The 22,559-nt window shown below is 61.0% G+C and carries 21 protein-coding genes; 14 read left to right on the top strand and 7 right to left on the bottom strand.

Going from position 1 to position 22,559, the window contains the following annotated elements; all coding sequences use genetic code 11:
- Window positions 1-48: 48 nt before the first annotated feature.
- Window positions 49-2,568, top strand: a complete 2,520-nt coding sequence (locus tag B9Z51_RS11180; protein WP_233254923.1) for a TonB-dependent receptor — start codon at window positions 49-51, stop codon at window positions 2,566-2,568.
- A 3-nt stretch (window positions 2,569-2,571) separates the two neighbouring features.
- Here B9Z51_RS11180 and B9Z51_RS11175 read toward each other — a convergent pair whose 3' ends face one another.
- The 6 genes from B9Z51_RS11175 to B9Z51_RS11150 form a co-directional block, all read right to left on the bottom strand.
- On the bottom strand, window positions 2,572-3,135 hold the full coding sequence (locus B9Z51_RS11175; protein WP_146187747.1) for a hypothetical protein: 564 nt from the start codon (window positions 3,133-3,135) through the stop codon (window positions 2,572-2,574).
- Between the two features lie 113 nt (window positions 3,136-3,248).
- Window positions 3,249-4,586 (bottom strand): AAA family ATPase, encoded by a 1,338-nt coding sequence (locus B9Z51_RS11170; RefSeq protein ID WP_146187746.1) that lies wholly within the window; start codon window positions 4,584-4,586, stop codon window positions 3,249-3,251.
- 94 nt (window positions 4,587-4,680) lie between these two features.
- Window positions 4,681-5,388 (bottom strand): hypothetical protein, encoded by a 708-nt coding sequence (locus tag B9Z51_RS11165; protein WP_146187745.1) that lies wholly within the window; start codon window positions 5,386-5,388, stop codon window positions 4,681-4,683.
- A gap of 5 nt (window positions 5,389-5,393) precedes the next feature.
- Window positions 5,394-5,918 (bottom strand): hypothetical protein, encoded by a 525-nt coding sequence (locus tag B9Z51_RS11160; RefSeq protein ID WP_233254922.1) that lies wholly within the window; start codon window positions 5,916-5,918, stop codon window positions 5,394-5,396.
- Window positions 5,919-5,941: 23 nt separating this feature from the next.
- Window positions 5,942-6,553 (bottom strand): hypothetical protein, encoded by a 612-nt coding sequence (locus B9Z51_RS11155; RefSeq protein WP_108374534.1) that lies wholly within the window; start codon window positions 6,551-6,553, stop codon window positions 5,942-5,944.
- Window positions 6,550-7,311 (bottom strand): hypothetical protein, encoded by a 762-nt coding sequence (locus tag B9Z51_RS11150; RefSeq protein ID WP_199227506.1) that lies wholly within the window; start codon window positions 7,309-7,311, stop codon window positions 6,550-6,552. The genes B9Z51_RS11155 and B9Z51_RS11150 overlap by 4 nt, the downstream gene beginning before the upstream one ends.
- A 162-nt stretch (window positions 7,312-7,473) precedes the next feature.
- Between B9Z51_RS11150 and B9Z51_RS11145 the strand changes: the two genes are divergently transcribed.
- A complete protein-coding gene (locus B9Z51_RS11145) occupies window positions 7,474-8,694 on the top strand; it encodes an MBL fold metallo-hydrolase (protein WP_158272875.1) in 1,221 nt (406 codons plus the stop codon).
- Here B9Z51_RS11145 and B9Z51_RS11140 read toward each other — a convergent pair.
- Window positions 8,671-10,896 (bottom strand): sigma-54-dependent Fis family transcriptional regulator, encoded by a 2,226-nt coding sequence (locus tag B9Z51_RS11140; RefSeq protein ID WP_369959000.1) that lies wholly within the window; start codon window positions 10,894-10,896, stop codon window positions 8,671-8,673. The genes B9Z51_RS11145 and B9Z51_RS11140 overlap by 24 nt on opposite strands.
- Window positions 10,897-11,273: 377 nt before the next feature.
- On the opposite strand from B9Z51_RS11140, the gene pedF reads away from it, so the two are divergent.
- The 12 genes from pedF (at window position 11,274) to B9Z51_RS11075 (ending at window position 22,556) form a co-directional block, all read left to right on the top strand.
- Window positions 11,274-11,762, top strand: coding sequence for a cytochrome c-550 PedF (gene pedF, locus B9Z51_RS11135; protein WP_108374530.1), 489 nt, complete (start codon window positions 11,274-11,276; stop codon window positions 11,760-11,762).
- 48 nt (window positions 11,763-11,810) lie between these two features.
- A complete protein-coding gene (locus B9Z51_RS11130) occupies window positions 11,811-12,713 on the top strand; it encodes an ABC transporter substrate-binding protein (protein WP_108374528.1) in 903 nt (300 codons plus the stop codon).
- Between the two features lie 39 nt (window positions 12,714-12,752).
- Window positions 12,753-14,924 carry a TonB-dependent receptor gene (locus B9Z51_RS11125; RefSeq protein WP_108374526.1) on the top strand — a complete coding sequence of 724 codons (2,172 nt, stop codon included), beginning with the start codon at window positions 12,753-12,755 and terminating at the stop codon, window positions 14,922-14,924.
- Window positions 14,925-15,231: 307 nt separating this feature from the next.
- Complete coding sequence (nudB, locus tag B9Z51_RS11120; protein WP_199227505.1) at window positions 15,232-15,705, top strand: dihydroneopterin triphosphate diphosphatase; 474 nt, start codon at window positions 15,232-15,234, stop codon at window positions 15,703-15,705.
- The gene (locus B9Z51_RS11115; RefSeq protein ID WP_108374524.1) at window positions 15,702-16,457 is read left to right on the top strand and encodes an endonuclease/exonuclease/phosphatase family protein; all 756 of its coding nucleotides are present in this window, start codon (window positions 15,702-15,704) and stop codon (window positions 16,455-16,457) included. The genes nudB and B9Z51_RS11115 overlap by 4 nt, the downstream gene beginning before the upstream one ends.
- A gap of 3 nt (window positions 16,458-16,460) precedes the next feature.
- On the top strand, window positions 16,461-17,702 hold the full coding sequence (gene clsB / locus B9Z51_RS11110; protein WP_108374522.1) for a cardiolipin synthase ClsB: 1,242 nt from the start codon (window positions 16,461-16,463) through the stop codon (window positions 17,700-17,702).
- Window positions 17,703-17,756: 54 nt separating this feature from the next.
- Complete coding sequence (gene folE, locus B9Z51_RS11105) at window positions 17,757-18,485, top strand: GTP cyclohydrolase I (protein WP_108374520.1); 729 nt, start codon at window positions 17,757-17,759, stop codon at window positions 18,483-18,485.
- 3 nt (window positions 18,486-18,488) lie between these two features.
- Window positions 18,489-18,911, top strand: coding sequence for a BLUF domain-containing protein (locus tag B9Z51_RS11100; protein WP_108374518.1), 423 nt, complete (start codon window positions 18,489-18,491; stop codon window positions 18,909-18,911).
- A 42-nt stretch (window positions 18,912-18,953) separates the two neighbouring features.
- Complete coding sequence (locus B9Z51_RS11095) at window positions 18,954-19,835, top strand: EamA family transporter (RefSeq protein ID WP_108374516.1); 882 nt, start codon at window positions 18,954-18,956, stop codon at window positions 19,833-19,835.
- A 1-nt stretch (window position 19,836) separates the two neighbouring features.
- Window positions 19,837-20,661, top strand: coding sequence for a DUF429 domain-containing protein (locus B9Z51_RS11090; protein ID WP_108374514.1), 825 nt, complete (start codon window positions 19,837-19,839; stop codon window positions 20,659-20,661).
- A gap of 803 nt (window positions 20,662-21,464) precedes the next feature.
- Window positions 21,465-22,004 (top strand): cysteine hydrolase family protein, encoded by a 540-nt coding sequence (locus tag B9Z51_RS11080; RefSeq protein ID WP_108374510.1) that lies wholly within the window; start codon window positions 21,465-21,467, stop codon window positions 22,002-22,004.
- A gap of 27 nt (window positions 22,005-22,031) precedes the next feature.
- Window positions 22,032-22,556 carry a GNAT family N-acetyltransferase gene (locus B9Z51_RS11075; protein WP_108374508.1) on the top strand — a complete coding sequence of 175 codons (525 nt, stop codon included), beginning with the start codon at window positions 22,032-22,034 and terminating at the stop codon, window positions 22,554-22,556.
- Window positions 22,557-22,559: the final 3 nt, after the last annotated feature.

Here is a 22,559-nt window from a genome sequence, read left to right as displayed (position 1 = left end):
CATCTCAGCGGGGTCAGAGCCAAAGAGACGCGTTGGAGGCAGACACCCGTGAACACACATCAAAAAAACGTCAAAAAACACTTTCCCCCTTTGTCTTGTTTGAGCCTGGCTTTGGCCTTGGCGCTGACGCCTTCGCTGGCGGTGCATGCGGCCACTGATAGCGAAATATCCACCGTCACCGTGGTCTCGACCACGCCGCTGCCAGGTTTGGATTTGAACGCCAGCCAGATCGCGGCCCCCGTGCAGCGCGGCCTGGTCAACGATGCGCACAGCCAGGATTTGGCCGAATGGATGAATGCCCACCTGGGCGGCGTGCTGGTGCAGGAGTTGCAGGGCAATCCCTTTCAGGCCGATGTGCAGTACCGGGGGTTCACGGCTTCGCCCCTTTTGGGCACGCCGCAGGGCCTGTCGGTGTATCTGGACGGCGTACGCATGAACCAGCCTTTTGGCGATGTGCTCAGCTGGGACCTGATTCCCCGCGCCGCGCTCAAGTCGGTCACGCTGATGCCCGGCTCCAACCCGCTGTTTGGACTGAACACCTTGGGCGGTGCTCTGGCGCTGCAGACCAAGGACGGGCGCAGCAGCCCCGGAACGCAGATGCAAATCCAGGCCGGCAGCCATGGACGCAGCAACCTCTTGCTGGAACACGGGTTTGTGAATGACAAGGGCCTGGACGGCTACTTCATGCTCAACCAGTTTCACGACGGGGGTTGGCGCATGGCTTCTCCCAGCGATGTGCGCCAGTTGTTTGGCAAACTCGGCTGGCGAGACGGCAATACCCGCAGCCAGCTGAGCCTGAGCCTGGCCGACAACGAATTGCACGGCAATGGCCTGCAAGAAGGCAGCCAGCTGGTGCAGAACTGGCGCAGCGTGTACACCACGCCCGACATCACGCGGCAAAAGTCCTGGATGCTCAACTGGACTGGCAGCCACGAAGTGCGCGAGGGCTGGACCTTGACAGCGCAGGCCTATATGCGAAACCAAACGGGCAGCACGCTCAACGGCGATGTGAATGAAGGCTCGCTTGATCAAAGCGTTTACCAGCCCAACGCGGCAGAACGTGCGGTGTTGGCGCAAACCGGCTACAGCGGTTTCCTGGCCAGTGGCGCGAATGCGGGCAACACACCGTTCCCTTATTGGCGCTGCTTGGCCAACGCCTTGTTGCCCAACGACAGCAGCAGCAAAGAACCCGCTGAAAAATGCACCGGCCTGCTCACCCAAGGCCAGACCACCCAAAGCAATCAGGGCCTGGTCTTGCAATCAAGCTGGGAAGGAAAACTGGGCAGCGCCCGCACCCAAAGCGTGGTGGGCGCAGCCCTGGACACGAGCCGCGTGCGCTTCACCCAGTCGAGCCAGCTCGGCTATGTGCAGGCCGACCGCAGCGTCGTGGGCGTGCCCGCCTGGGGCGATGGTGTCACGGGTGGCAATGTCGATGGCGAATCCTGGGACACCGCCGTCGACCTGCAAGGCCGCACCCGCACTGCCAGTGTGTTTGCCAGCAACACCTGGTCCTGGTCAGGTGGCTGGCACCTGACGGCATCAGGCCGCTACAACGACACCCGCGTGCGCAATCTGGACCTGCGCAACGATGGCCAAGCCAACTCCCTGAGCGGCGAACACCACTATGCCCGCCTGAACCCCGCCATGGGCCTGACTTGGGCGCCCTCAGCACAGTTGCAAGCCTGGCTGGGCTACAACGAAGGCAGCCGCGCCCCCACCACCACCGAGCTGGGCTGCGCCAACCCCGATCAGCCCTGCAAACTGCCCAACGCCATGGCCAGTGATCCGCCGCTGCAACAGGTCGTGACCCGCACCCTGGAACTGGGCCTGCGAGGGCGCCTGGCCGAGCAGCACGCCTGGTCTGCTGGGCTGTTTCGCGCGGTCAACGACCAGGACATCCTGTTCGTGTCGAGTGAGCAGACAGGGTACGGTTACTTTCGTAACTTCGGCCAAACGCTCCGTCAGGGGCTGGAGCTGAGTTTGTCAGGCGCGCTCAGCCCCGAGTGGACCTACGGCGTGCATTACAACTGGCTGCAAGCCACGTACCAAAGCGAAGAAACCGTGGCCGGGAACAGCAACAGCAGCAACAGCGCTGGCCCGGGGCTGGAGGGCAACATCGCCGTCAAGCCCGGTGACCGCATCCCGATGACGCCCAGCCAGATGCTCAAGCTGCAACTGGGCTGGAAGCCCAATGCGCAATGGCGCTTCGGATTGGACATGCAGGCCGTCGGCCGCAGCCTGGCGCGTGGCAATGAAAACAATGCTCACCAGCCCGATGGCACTTACTACACCGGCGCAGGCTACAACCCCGGCTACGCCGTGTTCAACCTGAGTGGCCAATACACACTGCAAGCCGGCTGGACGCTGACCGGCAAAATCAACAACCTGCTGGACACTCGCTACACCACCGCTGCAGTGCTCGCCCCCAACGCCTTCAACGGCAATGCATTTGTTGCCCGCCCCTTTGCCGCCAATGCCGACGGCGATTACCCCCTGCGCCACGGCACCTTCTATGCGCCAGGGGCACCGCGCAATGTGTGGTTGGGGATGCGGTATGTGTTCAAGTGAACATCAGGTGCGCCGAGCGCCTGCGCGCCGCTTTGCCGCACTCTCCGTGCGCTTGGCATGCTCTTCCAGGACTTTAGCCACCGCTTCGCAATAAGGCTCTAGCCAGCCTTGTGCATCCGGTTGTCGTAATGCCTGGGCCCTGCGCTGTGCCTCTGCAGCACTGGGCCGCAGGATTAACGCGCCTTGAATTTTTGCTTTCCGGTCATTCACAAGTTCCTTGGCGTTCAGGTTGAGCACCTTGGGCGCAATGCATGCAAGCGCTGCATCGGTCAGCCCTTCAACTTCGCCGTTTTGACGAAACCGGAAGTGCCCATCGACCATCCTGTCAGGCCGCACAAAAGGCTGGGTCGCTGGATCGTAAGCAGCTTTGGGCTTTGCACCGAAATCGCAGTCCCCAGTCCGGGGGAAGCACGCCAGCAAATTGGTCCAACTCAGACTTTCATCGGGGTGTGCGGTGCGTGGCAGGATGTGTTCGATGTGGGCGTTGAAGCGGCCATCCGCATGGACCACTCGCCGCATGGTGTAGGCGCAAAGACCGTGCTGACCTCGGACCAGTTGCTCCAGCATGGGGTCTTTTTCTTTAGTCCCCGTGTTGTCGTAATGCAGATTTTGCGGACTGGTCTGGTTGTCGTTGATGAACTGACGAAGTGCTTGCGGCTCTGCGCCCCGTGTGATGGCCCTCATTGACCTGACTCCAACCCATCACGGTACCAAGCGAGCGTTTCGTCTAATCGTAAAACATCCGGAATGTCACCCACATCCTGGCGCAAACTGTTCAAAAGCGCCTGCGCGGCGTCATAGTTTTCGTCTTCAATGGCACGTTCAATGGCCGCCAACTGGCCCGAGATGTCGGTATTTCGGGGCTCTCCCTCCATGACCTCTTCAAGTACTTCATTGCTGGTTAAACCCCAAGAGCGCTGTGGGTGCCGTGTGCTGTCGCTGCCAGGATGCAAAAGCAGAATTTGCTCGGCACGTAACTCACTCAAGACCTGGGGTGAATGGGTGCTTGCAACGAACTGAGCGGATGGGAAGGCCTGGGCCAAGCCACGGGTGATTTCACGTTGCCAACGGGGGTGTAAATGGGTTTCGAGTTCATCGATCAAAATCAAACCCGGCGTATCTTGCAAGGTCTTTTCGCGCAAATGGCCGTTCAGAATCAACATGCGGCGGGCAATGTCCAAGACCAGCGACATCACGGTGCGCTGTCCATCGCTCAGGTGTTCAAAAAGAACCGGCGCTGCTGTGTCTGCTTGCGCTGTGTTGGACCACTCTACGACAACCGCTTGTCGTTTCATGTCATAGCGCAAGGACTCGAATTCGGGCAAAACCGTGTGAATCGCTGCACTGGCCCAAGCCAGTTCATCATCCTTGACATCCTTGAATGAAACACCGGTTTCGGTGGCCGTTTGTAGGCGTTCGAGCGAACGTGCCGTGATCCAGTGGATCAGCGCTTGAACTTGAGAGGACGCATTTGTGAATGTCTGGAAGGCATCTTTTCGGGTGATTTTTTGAGAGAGCGCCTGGATCGCGTTGGTGCCAGCATGATTCCATGAGCGATCTGCGGGGTAAAAGATGATCAATGGCAACGTTGTCTTACTTGCTTGTTCCGAATCAATTTGTCCTTTTGGAACCAAACTTTGAAACGGACTGTCAATCACAGTCGGATTGTTCCAACTGCTGCTCACAGAGGCCATGCTTTCCGTCTTTGATATGTTCCAGCCAAAAATTTGTCCCAATCGTCCACAGGCTTCGATCTCAACGGGGTAGTTCTTCACAAACCGCAAACTGCTTCCGTTCACATCCCGCGTTTCATAAGGGATGTCTGCACCTTCAAGAAATCCTTGCCAGGGACTTGTTGTGACAAACGGCGTGTAGGCCACCGCAGCATCTAGAAAAGCTTTGAGCAAAGACGTTTTACCAGCGCCGTTGCGTCCTGCAATCACCGAAAACCGTTCATCTATCTCAACCCGCAAGGATGAGTGGGCCTTGTAGTTCTTGAGCTGGAGTTTTTCAATCAACAAATGTGTCTTCAAGGCAAACCTTTCACGCGGCAGATCAGGGCTGATTTCAGCAATTCGCCCACATCAAGAAAGGTGATCTTACCGCCCTGCTTCAGCGCACCCGCTCAGCCGTCAACGTACCCCCGGTCATGAACCCTGCGGGCACTTTTTCTTCGCGGGTGAATTTGACCAAGCCCTGGCCTTGGCAGTACCACTCGTGGCTGGTCAGTGGCACGTCGGTGAAGCCGTTGACCGGGTCGGTGTAGAGGTTCAAAAAGGCTTCGCCCTTCACATGCAGGCAGGGCGACAGCACCTCGCCGGAGGCGAGTTTGAGCTGTTCCGTGTCCGACACGATGCGCCACGTCATGGTGGTTTTGTGGGTGTGTTTGAGTTCGCGGGGGTGCTCGTTTTTGCGCATCAGCAAATAGGGCACGGTGGGGGTGGTCCATTCGGTGCCCACGGTGTACGGCGCCTTGAGCACCCACATGGGCGATTCGTCGGGCTGGGGTTCGCGGTCCATGTCGGTTTGGTGGGCGACGCGGCGCACGCCTTGTTCGTCGGCTTGCAGAAAGTAGGCCACGCCTTGGGAGTGGTGGCGCTGCATGTAGCTTTTGCCTTGCCAGTTCACCGGCCCGCGTGTGCGCAAGGTCCAGACCTCGTTGTCGCGTGCGGCCTCTTCGTTGTAGCGCACTTCGTAGCGGGTCACGTCACCTGCGCGCAGCGGAAACCAGACCGGCCCCGCGTTGGGTGAACAGGCTGACAGGCCCAGCATGCCCAGCACGCCCAACAGTGATGCGGCACCCAAATACAGAGTTTTCATGGCGTTCATTTTTCGGGCAGCTGCGCACGGGGCAGGTCGCTGAGTTTGATTTGCACCTTGTCGTCGTTGGCCGGGCGCAGCCAGGGCAGGCCGCCCTGGCCCCGGCGTGGCTCGGTGGTGCCGATCTGGGTGTTGCCGTCGCGGGCTTTTTTGATGCCGTCGCCCAAGATGCGGTGCAGGTCTTTTTCGTAAGGCAGGCGGTGCACCCGGGGCAGGTCGAGCGCTTCGTGGTCTTTGAGTTCATTGACCCAGATGTAGATGGCGCCAGGGTGGTGGCGTGCCGGGCTGGGCTCGTCGAACACGGCCGACAGCAGCACAAAGCGCGGCGGCAAGGCGTCATCGGCCGGCCAGCCCGCAATGCCGCGCAGCACCTGGTGGTGGAACAGGAAAAAGCCGCTGACCACGATGACCATGACCGCCTTGAGCAGCCAGTGCCAACGGGTGGCCAGACACAGGCACAGCAGCAAAAAGGCCAGCAGGGCGTAGGCGATGGCCAGCCAGAGCAGTTCGGTGGTGGTGGTAGGGATCATGTGGGTTTTTCAGGGATGGGTGTTCAGATGCCCGAGCGCATCACGATGGGTTTGGGGGTGGTGTTCACGTCCAGCACCTGGCCGTGGTCGTCAATTGAAAAGCGCACCAGGGTGCGTTCTTCGCCTTTGGCGCCAATTTGCTGGGTGCCAGTGAAGATGATTTCCGCCTGGGGGTTGATCTTGACCACGGTCACGGTGGCGTCCACGGGCAGTTGGTTGCGGCTTTCGTAATAGTGGGCGTTGACCACGTATTCGCCGGCCACCAGGCCGCGCAGGGTGACGATTTCTTGCCGTGCGGCGCTGCTCACGGTTTGGCCGTTGACGACCACCGAGTTGTTTTTGTCGCCCCGGTCGTCACGGTCCAGGTGCAACATGCCCACGTCGCGCTGGCGAAACCACAGCAGCTTGCCGCCGGGCTCCATCACCCAGGTGTCCAGGTCGTTGGGGTTTTCGTCGGGCCAGGACACGGTGATCATGAACTCGGCTTTGGCGGGCACGTCACCGGCCTTTTTGGCCTGCGGGTTGAAGGACAGCAGCGCGATCACAAAGCAAAAAACGAAGGCGATCAACATGTTGAACAACATGTCGTAAAACGGGTCCGTCTCGGTGTCGCGGGTGCTGCGGCCAATGCTCATTCGACGGCCCCGGTGACGCTGGACTGTATGGCCTGCGCCTCGCCCAGCGTCAAAATTTTGGCCACCAGGCCGTCGGCAAAGCGGTCAATGCGCATGAGCTGCAAGCCCAGCAGGATGTTGGCCGCCAGCCCGGTGATGGTGGTCAACAGCGCAATGCCCAGTCCGCCCGTCAGGCTTTTGAGCATTTGCGCCGATTGCTGCGGGTCAAAGCCGTCCATGCGTCCCAGCTCCAGGGCCAGCACCGAAAAACCGATCACCTTGCCCAGCAAGCCCAGCTTGAGCTGGATGCCGTTGAGCCACCAGGCCATCTCTTGCGGGCCGTGCGCCCGGTCGCTCAGCACCTGCAGCAAGATGCTTTTGTCGGTGTGCGCATGGCCACGCGCTTGCAGGTAGTCGTGCGCCCAGCTGACTTGTTCGGCAGTGGCCATGGCCCCACCGCTTTGCAGCGCCTGCCATTGCAAGCCCAACGCCCAGCAGCGCATGCCCGCCCAGACCGAGCAGCCCAAGAACAACAGCACGATGACGATGGTCAGGCCCGTGGGGTCGGCCTGCACCAGTCGGTGCCACAGGCCGTGCTGCCACATGAGCGCCGCGCCAAACACCAGCAAACCCATGAAGGCCAGCCACAGCAGGAACAGCCCTTGCGGCGCTTGCTCCAGCGACAAACTGGGGCGGCCGATGACCGGCAAGCGTTTGACCAGCAGGGCGCCCCACATGCGTTGGTGCCATCGACTGGCCGAAGGTGCGAGTGCGTTCATGCGGGGATCAACTCCTGTTTGGTGGGCTGGCATGGCAAGTGCTGCATGTGCGAACATGTCAGCGCTGTGCGCCAAACCATTTCACTGAGCAACAAAAGTGCCACCCATTCTGATCAGTTTCACCCCTTGGGGCCGACGCACGGGCGACGCGATGCGCTTGGCTTGTTCCAATTTGGAGCAGGGCGGCGTGGCGCTGTGACACAAGTGTTCCGTCGCCTGGGGGTGTTCGTGCTGCTGAGCCTGGCTTGGGTTGGGCTGTTGTGGCCCGCCAGCAGCTGGGCGCTGACGTGCCGGGATGCGCCTGCCCTGGCCTGGCAAAGTGTGGTGCCTGGGGTGGCAGCGGTGCATGGGCATTGGCCCTCGGTCACGCCTGCGGGGCGCGCGCATGTGGCCACCACGGTGGTGCTGGGGCAAGGCCAGCACGTCACGGTGGTGGACCCCGGCCCGACCGAGCGCGTGGGCCGTGCGCTGCAACAAGACCTGGCCTGCCGCAAGTTGTCGCACAAGTTGTCGAGCAAGGGGGCGCCCAGCGCAGCCCCCAGGGTGGTGGGCTTGATCAACACCCATGCCCACGCCGAGCAGGTGCTGGCCAATGGGGCTTTCGGGCTGGCCGCAGCGGCCACATCGGGCACCCGCGACGCCATGCGCAAACGCTGCCCCGATTGTCTGGCGGCCTTGCGGCAGGATTTGGGCGCCACGGCCTTGCGCGGCACCCGGATTGTGGTGCCCACCCAAGTCTTGGTGGACGGACAAAGTCTGCAAGCTGGCGGCCGCGCCTGGCGGGTGCGCGAGATGCGCCACGCCCATTCTGAAAGCGATTTGGTGCTGTGGTCCGAGGACGGCGGCATTGTGTTGGCCGGTGGTCTGGTCGATGGCCCGCAGCTGCCCGTGTTGGCCCAAGGCAGCGTGCAAGGGTGGCTGCAGGCGCTGGCCGAGCTGCGCGCCTGGCAGCCGCAGTGGCTGGTGGGGCAGCAGCTGGTGAGCGGGCCGGGGCAGGTGCAGGCGGCTTTGCAGCGTCAGCAGCAGTACCTGTGTGGCTTGGTGCAGTACGCCTGGCAGGGGCTGGATCGGGGTTGGTCAGAGGCCGAAGCGGTGCAGGATTTGCCCCCGCCGCAGGCTTGGGCTGCCGATGTCACGCCCACACAGGCACGAACACCGGGGGCAGATCAGACACCCAAACAGTCCACCGATCTGTGGACAACGCCATCGGCCAAGCGCACCCACCCCGATTTAAATGAGGCTTGGCAGAACCAGCAGCGTCAGCAGCATGTGTTCAACCAGCTGCGGGCCTGGCGCGAGGTGGAGTTGTCGTGGATGGACCAGACCACGCGCCCCAGCCCCTGGCCAGGGCTGTGCGCATCAACCCCAGACGTCGGCCGGTAGCTGGTCTTTTTTGCGGTAGATGGTGTTGCGCGACACGCCCAGCAGCTTGGCCGCCGCAGACACATTGCCCCGGCATTGGCGCAGCGCATCGGTCATGGCCTGCAGGGCGACGTCTTGCAGGCGGGGGGCGCCGACCGACGGTGTGGGTGTTGCTACGGGGGGCGGTGCTTCGTTGGCACTCGGGGGGGCCATCCAGATGGGGGCGGCGCTGGCGCTCGAGTTGCTGTGGGGCGAAACCAAGGCATCCGGGGCCGACAACGGGGTCGTGTATGCCTTGCTGAGTGGGTTGGTGTGTGTGGACAAATGACTGGTCGAGGCGGGCGCCAAAGGCATGCCCAGCGCGGCTTCTTCGCAAGGCAGGGGCTCGGGTGTGCCGGGCTGGGCCAGGACTTGCTGCACTTCGTCCAGAAAATCATCGGGCAGGTGCTCGACCTCGATCTCGCCACTGTGGCCCACCATGACCACGGCGGTGCGCAAGAGGTTGTGCAGCTGGCGGAAGTTGCCAGGCCAGCGGTACTGCTTGAACATCGCCATGACGCCGGGCGACACGCTGATGTGCTGCTCTGGCGTGCACAGGTTGAACAGGATTTTGTTGGCCACCACCTCAAAGTCCGAGCGTTCGCGCAGGGCGGGCAGCCGCACCACCAGGCCGTTCAGGCGGTAGTACAGGTCTTCGCGGAACTGGCCTTGGGCGATCAGGGTCTTGAGGTTTTTGTTGGTGGCGCAAATGAGCATCACGTCCACCTCGTATTCCTTGCCCGAGCCCAAGGGCGTGACCCGGCGCTCTTGCAGCACGCGCAGCAAACGCGCCTGCAGCTGGGTGGGCATGTCGCCGATTTCGTCTAGAAACAGCGTGCCGCCGTGGGCCATCTGGATCTTGCCCGGGGCGCCGCGCCGTTTGGCGCCGGTGAACGCGCCTTCTTCGTAGCCAAAGAGTTCGGACTCGATCAGGGTTTCAGGAATGGAGGCGCAGTTGATGGACACAAAGGGCCGCCGCGCCCTTGCTGAGTCGTTGTGAATGGCCTGCGCCAGGATGTCTTTGCCGGTGCCGGTTTCGCCCAGGATCATGATCGGGATGTCGCTGCCCTGCACGCGCTGTAGCTTGTGCAGCACGGCGGCCACTTGTGGGTCGCCAGTGTTCAGGTAGTGCAAGCTCGACAAGCTGGCCCGACCTGCCGCTGCGGCGGTGGTGGCGCGGGTGGCCGGGCTGGGTGTGGGGGGCTCGACAGGCGTGGCCTGGCTGGGGCCTGCGGCGGTGAAGGCGTCTTGCATGCCGCTGAACCAGATGTTGCTGGGTTTGAGGCGTGCCTGACAGAACACCTGCACGCCGTTGTGCATGCACAGGTTCACCGGCTGGCCTGCGGCGTGGCGCAAGCGGTCATGAAACTGCGAGATCGGCTGGTTGAACAGCGACGAGAAGGTGTGCGCCTGCATGGCATTGACCGACAGACCCAGCTGGAACTGGGCGCTGCGGTTGGCCGACAAAAACCGCCCGTCCAGCGTGAAGACGATGATGCCTTCGACCAAGGTGCTGAGGAATTCGGGCCGGGTATGAAAGTGAATCCGCAAGGCATCGGGAAACACATTGGCAAACATGTGGTTCTCGATCATCTGGGCCGACATGCGCACCAGCGCCATGGTGTGCTGGTGGTAACTGCGCTCGTCACCCGTGACATCGAGTGCGCCCATGACTTTGCCGTAGGGATCAAAGATGGGGGTGCACGAGCAGGTCAGAAACTGGTTGGCCTGCAAAAAGTGGTCGTTGCCGTGCACAACCAAGGGTTTGCCCTCGGTCAAGGCGGTGCCAATGGCGTTGGTGCCTTTGCTTTGCTCGGACCATTCCACGCCGGGCATCAAGGCCACACGGGAGGCTTTTTCGAGGAAATCGGCATCACCCAGCGAGTGCAGGATGAGCCCGTTGCTCGACGTCAGCAGCACCATGCTGTGGGTGTTGGCGATCTGCTCGTAGAGCGTCTCCATGACGGGGCTGGCGTGCTGGTAGAGCAGTCGGTTTTCATCGCGAGCGGAGGTGATCTCTGCACTGCGCAGCGGCGAAAAATCGGGTTTTTCCGAGGCGTGAAGTCCAAACGAATGGCTGCGGCCATGCGATTGTTGAATCACACTGCGGTGGTGGTCGCTGTCGAGCGCATAGATGCCTTGACCCGGGGCCACGGTCGGTGCGCGTGCAGGCATGCTGAGCATGGTGTCTCCTAGGGGATCTGTCACAGCCCACATGGCGCTGTGCATCCCGTCTAATTCTTGTGAGTTCGCCGGATCTGTTGAGCCGGTCAGTGTGCCATGGTCAGGCCTGAAGCTTTCATTTTCTTGACGCAAGTCATCTCCCGGGGGCCAAAGTGTGTCGTTTTTCAACACATGCAAAACCCCGGCCAAGGGCTGGCCCGTCCTGAAGCGGGGTTGGCGAGGACGTCTGAGAGAAAAGTGTCCCCATTTGCAACAAGGGCGTGACAGTAACGCTGGCCCCTGTGCCATTGGGGATCGGTGCAGGCCCGGCGGACGGGTGCAAACATGGCACGCTATTTGCCAAGACAGAACATCTTTTCACTTCACGAGTTCATTTCATGACAACCAGTTCCTTGCTCATTTCTTGTTTGCGAAACGCTTTGCTGGCCACCGGCCTGGTGGTGCTAGGCAACGCTGCATGGGCCCATGGCGATGTGACCCCCCAGGCGGTCGACACCCACACCCTGCCCCAGCTGGGCGACAAATGGCTGCCCAGCAACCCCTACAGCAGCGGCCCGGCGGCCAAAGAGGCGCTGCGCATTGGCACCTCGGCCTACAACCAGAACTGCGCCCGTTGCCACGGGCTGGAAGCCATCTCGGGCGGTATCGCCCCTGACCTGCGCAAACTCGACGCCGATTGCACCGGCATGGCCGATGCGCAAAAGAAAAGCGCCTGCTTTGCCGAAATGGACGAGTACTACGTGGCCACCGTGCGCCGTGGCCGCACCCGCGATGGCCGCGTCTACATGCCCCCCTTTGAATCCACGCTGAGCCAGGAAGCGATTTGGGCCATCCGCAGCTATCTGGAAACCCGCCGCGACAAATAATCGTTGCGTTGATCCCTCATTCCAAAACATCCAATTTCAGGAGACACCATGAACACCCCTTTGCAGCGCAGCCCCAAGGGCAGCGGCATCTCGCGTCGCCAATGGCTCACGGCCACGGCTGCCGCCTGTCTGGGCAGTGGACTGGCCACAGGTCAGGCGCAGGCGCAGGAGCTGTTTGACCTTGACAAAGTGCGGGCCAGTGGCGTCCTCAAGGTGGCCCTCTACAAGGACAACGCCCCCTATTCGGACGGCAAAGGCCAGGACATGAGCGGGGTGGACGTGGCGCTGGCGCAGGCCCTGGCCAGCGAAATGGGACTCAAGCTGAGTTTGCTGCCCTTTGATGCGGGCGAAAAAATGGACGATGACCTGCGCAACATGGTCTGGAAAGGCCACTACCTGGGCTATGGCCCGGCCGATGTGATGCTGCATGTGCCGGTGGACAAGTTCCTCATGGTGGAAAACCGCCAGACCCTGATCTTTGCGCCGTATTCGCGTGAAGTGCTGATGGTCTTTCATGCACTCGATCGTTTGCCCGCGTTGACGTCTGGTGATGACCTGCAGGGCTTGCCGCTGGCGGCAGAACGGGCCAGCGGCGCGGCCGGTACCTTGATCGGCTATCGCGGTGGCCGCTTGCGAGACCAGGTGCGCATGTACCCGTCCGGTGTTGAGGCTGCCGCGGCCGTGCTTCGTGGTGAAGTGGCCGCGGCCTATGTGAGCCGTGCCCAGGCCGAAACTGCCTTGAAGGCGTCCGGCCTGCCTGCGGCCAAATTTGGCTTCACCCAAATGACCTTGCCCGGGTTGGCCGACAACGGCTGGCCGATTGGCATGGCGGTCAAGTCCGGCAACAAGCAACTGGCCACCGCCCTCGAAAATGCCCTGCAAAAGCTGCGCGCCGATGGCCGCTTGTTGGCCATGTACCGCGACCGGGGTTTGACCTTGGTGGCGCCTTGACGGCCCGAATTGTTTTTAAACCTGAAAAAAGAATTTCCGATGAGACAACACATTCCCTGCCGCTTGCTGCCTTTGAGCTGGAGCCTTCTGACCGTTGGCTTGTTGGGCGCTGCAGCCCATGCGCAAAGCACCGATGAAGTCACCGTGCAAAGTGGTCGCCTGGCACAAAAACAGTTCGATGCCCCGGCCTCGGTGCGGGTGATCGATGGCGAGTCGATCCGCAACGCGGGCGCGCAGGTGAATTTGTCCGAGGCGCTGGCACAGGTGCCTGGCGTGGTGGCGCTCAACCGCAACAACTACGCGCAGGACGTGCAGATTTCCATTCGGGGCTTTGGCTCGCGCTCGGCCTTTGGCCTGCGCGGCATCCGCCTCATCACCGACGGCATCCCGGCCACCACGCCCGATGGACAAGGCCAGGCATCGACGGTGAGCCTGACCTCGGCCGAACGCATTGAAGTGCTCACGGGTCCGCTGGCCCAGCTGTACGGCAACTCGGCCGGCGGTGTGATCCAGACCTTCACCCGTGAAGCCGGGGACCAGCCGCAACTGGATGTCTCCACCACCCTGGGCAGCTACGGCCTGCGCCGCCATGACGTGCAGTTCAGCGGGCGCACCGGCAGTGTCGGCATCGTGGCCGACTACAGCACGTTTGACATCGACGGCTACCGCAAAAACAGCGCTGCACAGCGCAAACAATTCAATGGCGTGCTCACCACGCAGCTGCAAGACGACACCAAGCTCAAGCTGGTGGCCAATATGTTTGACATGCCGATGGCGCAAGACCCGTTGGGCTTGACGGCGGCGCAGTTGAAAGCTGATCCGCGTCTGGAAGGCACCAATGCGCTGGCCAACCGCACGCGCAAAGTTGTTTCGCAAAACCAGCTGGGCGCGGTGCTTGAACATCGCTTCAGCGACGCCTTGCGCCTGCAAGCGCGTGCCTACACAGGTACACGAGACAACCTGCAATACCAAGCGAGCAGCCCCACAGCAGGCACTTGGGTGGGCCTGGCCCGTGAGTTCAAAGGCCTGGGCCTGCAGCTGGGCGGCAAAGCGCGCACCGATGCTGGCGACAAGATTGACTGGGTGGTGGGCTTGGATGCCGACCAATCGGGCGAGCAGCGCCAAGGAGGCGCCACCGCTGCTGGAGAAAAAACAGGCGCCATCACCCGCAACGAATACAACGAAGCCAGCAACCGCGACCTGTTCGCGCAACTGAACTGGCACCTGCCCAATTTGAGCGGCTCGCCCTGGACATTGACCGCAGGCGTGCGTCGCAGCAGCGTGGACCTCAAGAGCCGCGACGACATGCCAGTGACTGCCAACGACCCCAACGGCTCTGGCTTGGTGAACTACGCCGCCACCAGCCCCGTGCTGGGCGCCACCTGGCACGCCAGTGAGCAACTCAACGTTTACGCCAACTGGGGCCGTGGTTTTGAAACCCCCACCTTGGCCGAAGCCGCCTACGCCGTGACCGGCGCGGGCAACACCCGCTCGGTGGTGGGCCAGTTCAACCCCAACATGCTCGCTTCGCAAAGCCAGCACAAAGAAGTGGGTGTCAAGTGGACACCCGCGCGCGACATGCGCTTCGATGCGGCGGTGTTCCACATCCAGACCGATCGCGAAATCGTGACGGCCCTGTCTGATGCTGGCAAGACCGCCTACACCAACGCCGCCCAAACGCTGCGTCAAGGTGTGGAACTGGCTTGGCACGCCAAGCTGGCAGACCACTGGCGTGCGCAGCTCTCGGCTACCTGGCTGGAGGCTACTTACGACAGCGCCTTCACCTCCACCGCCAAAACGGGCACGTCACAAGCCCCGATTTACAAAGACAAAACCGTGCCCGCAGGCAACCGCATGCCCGGCATCCCGGACCAGCAAATGTTTGCCTCGCTGCAATGGGCGCAGCAGGGCTTTGGGGTCAAGTCGCTGGGTTTGTCCGCTTCTGCAGACTGGGTGTCGCGTTCGGCCATGTGGGCCAGCGACATGAACGAAGCGGTTTCTCGCGTGGCGGGCTACGACCTGGTGAATCTGCGTGTGCGCCATCGCAGTCAATGGGGCTCGGTGCGCCTGGAGGCCTGGGCCGGTGTGGACAATTTGATGGACCGACAGTATGTGGGCTCGGTCATCGTGAACCAGGCCACAACGCAATACTTCGAGCCCGGCCTGCCCCACAACTGGATGACGGGCATCAAGGTGTCGGTGCCCCTGTGAACATCACAGCGTTGTATCCGGTAATGTCGGACTCTTCGAGTGCCGACCTACGGGGGACGCTGTGTTCGTGTAGGCCGGTGTCTTCAGCTCCGACATGATGGGCTTTGGCGCAGGCTGACTTTGGGGCTGACGCCACTGACCACCAGGGGTAATGTCGGACTCTTCGAGTGCCGACCTACGGGAGACCCTGTGGTCTTGTAGGTCGGTGGTCGCAGACCCCGACAACTGCATGACAGGTATCAAGGTGTCGGTGCCTTTGTGCGCTGACCGCCCTCGCGGGCTAAACGCTGCGTCCTAAAATGAACACATGGACACTGCTTCAGGCATTTACAAAATTCCCCAATCCGTGCTGGTGGTGATCTACACCCCGGGGCGGGATGTGCTCCTGATACGCCGCACCGATGAGGGCACTTGGCAATCGGTCACTGGCAGCAAGGACTTTGATGCTGAGGCTTGGCATGAGACGGCTCGACGTGAGGTGCTGGAAGAAACCGGCATCGACGCCCACCACCCGGACTGCCAGTTGTGCGATTGGCAGTTGGAAAACGTGTACGAGATTTACCCAGCCTGGCGCTGGCGATATGCGCCCGAGGTGAGCCACAACACCGAGCGGGTGTTTGGTCTGTGTGTGCCGCAGGGTACGCCCGTGACGCTGAGCCCGGCAGAGCACACTCAATTGCAATGGCTGCCTTGGCATGAGGCGGCGGATGCGTGTTTTTCTGCCTCCAACGCCGAAGCCATTCTCATGCTGCCGCATTTTGCGCGGGAGCCTTCGCCATGAGTGAGCAGCTTTTGGTGCACCCCGTGTTGCGGGTGGCCACCTACAACATCCACAAAGGCGTGCAGGGCCTGGGGCCTGCGCGGCGGCTGGAGATACACAACCTGGGGCATGCGGTAGAGCAGTTGGATGCGGACCTGGTCTGTCTGCAAGAAGTGCGGCACATGAACCGGCGTGAAGAGCGCTACTTTCAGCATTGGCCCAGCCAACCGCAAGCTGACTACCTGGCCCCCGAGGGTTACGAAGCAATTTACCGCACCAATGCCATCACCCGTCATGGTGAGCATGGCAATGCGCTGTTGTCACGCTGGCCTGTGTTGTCGCATCAGCATCGGGATATTTCTGATCACCGGTTTGAGCAGCGCGGTTTTTTGCACACCGAGGTTCAGGTGACTGGGCGCATCGTGCATGTGGTGGTGGTGCATCTGGGGCTGGTGCCTGCCAGTCGGGTGCGACAGGTGACGTCGTTGCTGGAATACGTCGAGAACCATATCCCGACCTCAGCCCCTGTGCTGGTGGCCGGTGATTTCAACGATTGGGGCACGGGGCTGGGTCGGCGCATGGCCCAATCGGGGTTTCGTGAGTGGCGCGAACAGCCCACGCCCACTTACCCCTCTCGTTTGCCCCTGAACCAACTGGACCATGTGTATGCGCGCGGACTGCAGCCACTGGGGGCCATGGTGCCATCGGGGCGCATCTGGCAGCGCATGTCGGACCATTTGCCTCTGGTGGCCGAGTTCACCTGGGATGACTAGCGCATGCGCCACAGCCCAATCCTGCGCGATGGTCACCAAATCCAGTTGATCGAGGGTGGGCTGGCCTATTTTGAGGCGCTGGTGGCTGCGTTGGATCAGGCCCGCTCGCAGGTGCACATGGAGACTTATATTTTTGATCTTCATGGCGCGGCCGTGATGGTGGCCGAGGCGCTGGAGCGTGCGGCTTTGCGCGGTGTGCGGGTGTGTTTGGTGGTCGATGGTGTGGGCACGCCCAACTTGCCTGCGCTATGGCATCAACGTTTTGATCGGGCCGGGGTGGCCTGGCGCATTTATTCGCCTTTGGGCACGCTGGGCTTGCTCATTCCCAGCCGCTGGCGGCGCTTGCACCGCAAGTTGTGCGTGATGGATGGACACCTGGCATTTTGCGGAGGCATCAATATTTTGGATGACTGGTACGACCCGCAGCACGGTACCTTGGCACAGCCCCGGTTTGATTTTGCGGTGTGCGTCCGTGGCGCGCTGGTTCAGCAAGTGCAGGAAACGATGACGCAGCTGTGGTGGCGCATGCAGGGTGTGCGCCATGTGCGACAGCAGCAGTTTCCCGAGGCGTTCAGCTCATTTCGGGCTGCGGGCTTGCATCTGCCATGGACCCAGGATGATGCCGGTGGCCGGGCCCCCAGTGACCGGGGGCACAGGGTGGCCAAAGCGGGCTTGCTTTTGCGCGACAACGTCTTGCACCGCAGCCAGATTGAGCGGGCTTACCTCAAGGCCATTGGCGCTGCGCGGCATGAAATCATCATTGCCAATGCCTATTTTTTGCCCGGTCGCCGCTTGCGCAAAGCCCTGATCCATGCGGCGCAGCGTGGGGTGCGGGTCAGGCTGCTGTTGCAGGGACGCTATGAATACTTCATGCAATACCACGCCGTGCGGCCGGTGTATGGGGTTTTGCTGGCAGCCGGGGTGGAAATCCACGAATACCATGCCAGCTTTTTGCACGCCAAGGTGGCTGTGATGGATGCTGACAATGACCACCCCTGGGCCACAGTGGGTTCGTCCAATCTGGACCCTTTGAGCTTGCTGCTGGCGCGGGAGGCCAATGTGGTGGTGGCCGACAAAGGCTTTGCCCAGAAGCTCCACCAGCGCTTGAGCTGGGCCATTGACACGCAGAGCACGGCTGTGCTGGCCCCGGTCTACACACAAAGGCCATGGCACCAGAGGGCGCGTGACCGCATTGCCTTTGGCCTCATGCGGCTGGCATTGTTTTTGACCGGCAACCGCTACTGATCCCCCCGCATGGCAGGGGGTCTGTGAATCGCTGTTACGATCCTCCACATGTTAATGAAAGCCCCAGACGCCATGACTGCTTCTGCTGCCACGCCCGAAGACGAAGGCGTTCCTGTTTCGGTCAAGATACGCGAGCGCATCCAAGCCGCCCGCAAACGCTTCCACGCCAACGACAACATTGCCGAATTCATAGAACCCGGAGAGCTCGACAAACTGCTCGATGAAGTCACCGGCAAGATGGCGGGCGTCCTTGACAGCCTGGTGATCGACACCATTAACGACCACAACACCGGCGACACCGCCCGTCGCGTGGCCAAGATGTATTTGAAAGAAGTCTTCAAAGGCCGCTATTTGGAAGGCCCCGAGATCACCGAGTTCCCCAACGCCGAGCACCTGAACGAACTGATGATCGTCGGCCCCATCACTGTGCGCAGTGCCTGCAGCCATCACTTTTGCCCCGTCATCGGCAAAATCTGGATTGGCGTCATGCCCAACGAACACACCAACGTGATTGGCTTGTCCAAATACGCCCGCTTGGCAGAATGGATCATGGGCCGCCCCCAAATCCAGGAAGAAGCCGTGGTGCAACTGGCCGACCTGATCCAGCGCAAAACCCAACCCGATGGCCTGGCCATCGTCATGGAAGCGAGCCACTATTGCATGGGCTGGCGCGGCGTGAAAGACATGGACAGCAAGATGATCAACTCGGTCATGCGCGGAGCCTTCCTCAAGGACGTCAACCTGCGTCGTGAATTTTTGGCCTTGATACCCGGAAGGAACTGACCCATGTTGGTACGCCTGCTTTACGCCAGCCGTGTGGTGGACCCCCGCCCCGAAGTGATCGAATCCATCCTGACCCAGTCGCGTCAGTTCAACCCGACCAGTGGCATCACGGGCATCCTTTGTTATGGCGGAGGCATCTTTTTGCAAGCCATCGAAGGTGGGCGCAACGCCGTGAGCGACCTGTATGGCCACATCCAGAAAGACGTGCGTCATAAAGAGGTGGTGTTGCTGCACTACGAAGAAATCAGCGAACGCCGCTTTGGTGGCTGGACCATGGGGCAGGTGGACGCTTCACGGGTGAATACCAACATCTTGCTCAAATACTCTGAACGCGCCGAGCTGGACCCCTACAGCGTCTCGGGCAAAGTCTCACTGGCCCTGCTCGAAGAGCTGATGGCCACCGCGTCCATCATCGGCCGGGCTTAAACCCAGTTCACGCCAAGCCCCGCAAGGGGCTTTTTCACGTCTATGCCCCTGAGTGCGCTTGCGCTGGTCGTTCTGGCCGGTTTCATCCATGCCTGTTGGAACATCGCTGCCAAAAAAGCCGGTGGCGATGTGCGTTTTGTCGCCTTCACTTCGGTGGTGCTGATGGTGTTCTGGGCCCCGTTGGGACTTTGGGCCGGTTGGCAGCAAGTGCCCGCCTGGGGTGTCATGGAGTGGACCTTGGTGCTGGCCAGTGCCTTGCTGCACATTGTTTATTTCATCGTGTTGCTGCGCGGTTACCGAAAGGCCGACCTCACGGTGGTGTATCCGCTGGCGCGTGGCTCGGGGCCGCTGCTGTCGTCCATGGTGGCAATCTTCTTACTGGGTGAGCAAATTTCGTCACTGGGTTTGCTGGGCATTTTGGGCGTGGTCGGTGGTGTGTTCTTGATCGCGGGTGGCCCCGGCTTGTGGAAGGCTGCGCACGACCCGCAACAGCGCGCACGTGTGCGCACCGGGATTTTTTATGGCGGCATCACCGGCCTGTTCATCGCCAGTTACACCGTGGTCGATGGCTATGCCGTCAAGGTGGCGCTGATGTCGCCCATATTGGTGGACTACTTTGGCAACCTGGTGCGCTTGGTGTTTTTGACGCCCACCTTGTTGCGTGACCGTGCCGAGGTGGCGCGCTTGTGGCGCCTACAGCGACCGTATGCCTTGGTCGTTGGCATCTTCAGCCCCGTGTCGTATGTGCTGGTGCTCTATGCCTTGCAGGTGGCACCGCTGTCGCATGTGGCCCCTGCGCGAGAGGTGTCCATGCTGTTTGCCGCCTTGCTGGGTGGCCACCTGCTGGGTGAAAAAGACCGGGGGCCACGCATCGCCGGTGCGGCGCTGATTGCCGCAGGCGTCATGGCTTTGGGCATGGGCTGACATGGCTGTACAGACATTGATCGGCTGCGATTTTTCCAGCAGCCCCAGCAAGCGCAAACCCATTGTGCTGGCGCTGGGCCAAGCCCGGCAGGGCAGGGTGCAGCTGCAAGCCTTGCAAACCTTTGACACGCTGGCTGAATTTGGCGACTGGCTGGCGCAGCCGGCCGATTGGGTGGGTGGTTTTGACTTGCCTTTTGGACTGCCGCGAGAACTGGTCGAGACCCTGGGCTGGCCCACCGACTGGGCCGCCTGTATGGACCATTACTGCACCTTGGAGCGCGCTCAAATTCGCGAACAGTTTGCAGCGTTTTGCAACGCTCGACCCGTGGGCGGCAAATTTGCCCACCGCACCGCCGACAAACCCGCAGGCTCCAGCCCTTCCATGAAATGGGTCAACCCGCCCGTGGCCTACATGTTGCACGCGGGTGTGCCGCTGCTGCGCCAAGCGGGTGTGCATCTGCCCGGCTTGCATGCAGGCGACGCCCGCCGTGTGGCGCTGGAGGCCTACCCCGGCCTGCTGGCGCGTGAGGTGCTGGGCAACCAAAGCTACAAGAGCGATGACAAAGCCAAACAAACCCCCGAGCGCCTGCTGGCCCGGCGTGAACTGCTGGGTGCACTGGAGCGCGGCCAAACGCGCCTGGGCCTGCGCTTGGTGGCCAGCAACGCGCTGCTGGGGCGCCTGGCCGACGACGCCAGCGGCGATGCGCTCGACGCCACCTTGTGCCTCATGCAAGCGGCTTGGGCGCAACAGCAGCACGAAGTCGGGCACCCGCAATACGGCCTGCCGCCGTGTGACCCCCTCGAAGGCTGGATCGTCACAGCCTGATCATGGCTGTCGGGAATTGTGTTGATCAATTTGACAGGCCTTCAAAACTATTCGATTGCCTCCAAACTGGGACGCTGAGCCAATGGTTGTCATGCTGCCGGATGCAGTTTATGCAGTTAGACTGATTTTTTGAACTGAAAAAATCTGAAGGTTTATGGATGCGTCAAGTTATTCGACAAGGCCTTGTTGGCACGTTTGTGTTGCTGGTTTTGCTGGCGATATTCATGTGGTCTGATCTCAAGCCTGCATTCAGTCGGTCTTTTCTTGACCATGTGGCTAAAAACTCACCCAAGGAAAAAGGACCTTGTTATGTCAATGCGATACAGCGGCATTGGACATCTCAGGGGAGTGTGGCCGAAGCGGCCAATCAAGTTCGACAGTCGCGTGGCGAAACCGATGTCGTCAACTTCGCCATTCGGGCTCTTCGTACGGAGTGTGAGTAGGCGTACGTGAAAGATCAGGATCAAACTCTGGACACACAATATTGCCGACGTGCAGGTTGGATGGGGTTCAGAGCTCAGTGCTCAGTGATGTTGGTACTGCGGGTGTTTGAGGTGCTGCTGCGAATCTGTGAAATACTTGACGGGCTGCACTCAAGGTCGCATCACGACAGACAGGCCAAGGGTTCAAGTTTCCGTGACTGAAAATCCCGCGCCATGATGGCGGGTGTCCAGCCTAGATCGTTTGCCTTGGTAGCCAACCTGCCATGTCTGTGGGGCGTCAGGTTGATCATCATGCCGAGTGGTTTTTCGAGGCGCTTTCTGTGGTCGCCATCCATTAACGAAACTGTAAGAGGTTTGCCAATGCACACAGCGGTACTGGTCATTGATGTGCAACAAGGCCTGTGCGAAGGTCCCGGCGCCGCGCACGATTGTTCCGGCACGATCGCGCGCATCAATGTGGTCACGCAAAGCGCCCGTGAAGCCAGCGTTCCGGTGTTCTTTATTCAACATGAGTCAAACGCAGGCTATCTGAAAAACGGCACTCGTGAATGGCAACTGGCAACGGGCTTGGAGGTGCAGGCCGGTGATCGACGGATTCGCAAGACGACGCCTGACGCTTTCTTGCGCACAGAACTGCATGAGGCATTGCAAGCTCTGGGTGTCCAGGATTTGGTGGTTTGCGGCATGCACACCGAGTTTTGTGTGGACACCACCACGCGCAAGGCCTTGGCGCTGGGTTATCCGGTGGTGCTGGTGTCTGATGCGCACACCTCCGCAGGCAACGCAGCCATCAGCGCGCAGCAGGTCATTGCTCACCACAACGCAACGCTGACCAACATATCCAGTTTCGGCCCCAGGGTCACGGCCATGGCGCACCATGAGGTTCGCTTTGCGGACTGATTGTCTTTCACGCCCATATCTTCAGCCATGCAAATCACCCGACTCACTCCCGCAGATGCCATAGCCTACAAGGCCCTGATGTTGCACGCCTATGAGCATGCGGCTGATTCGTTCACATCCACGCCACAAGAGCGTGCTTTGCAGCCCGACAGTTGGTGGATCAACCGCATTGCTGATCCGGCAGGGCTTTCGGTTGTGTGGGGTGCTTTTAACGAAGCAGGTCTGGTGGGCACGGTGTCTGTTGAGTTTGCTGCAAGAGCCAAGACGCGGCACAAGGCGCTCATCGTGGCCATGTTTGTGCGCGAAGAATGCCGGGGCGAGGGTGTTGCCCGTGCACTGATGCGTGCAGCCATCCAGCATGGCCTGGAGCGAGAGGGTCTACGGCTGCTTCAGCTGGAAGTGACACAAGGCAATGCCCCTGCAGAACGGCTGTACCAAAACCTCGGATTTCAGGCTTATGGGGTCGAGCCTATGGCCGTTTTGACCCCCAGTGGTTTCCGGTCCAAGGTGCACATGTGGCTCGATCTGTCTTTGACAAAAAACCACACTTGAAAG

It is taken from the genome of Limnohabitans sp. T6-5, assembly GCF_003063315.1.
Classification (GTDB): domain Bacteria; phylum Pseudomonadota; class Gammaproteobacteria; order Burkholderiales; family Burkholderiaceae_C; genus Limnohabitans_A.
Note: the sequence above shows the minus strand (reverse complement) of the source record. Positions and strands in the feature narration are given on the sequence as shown.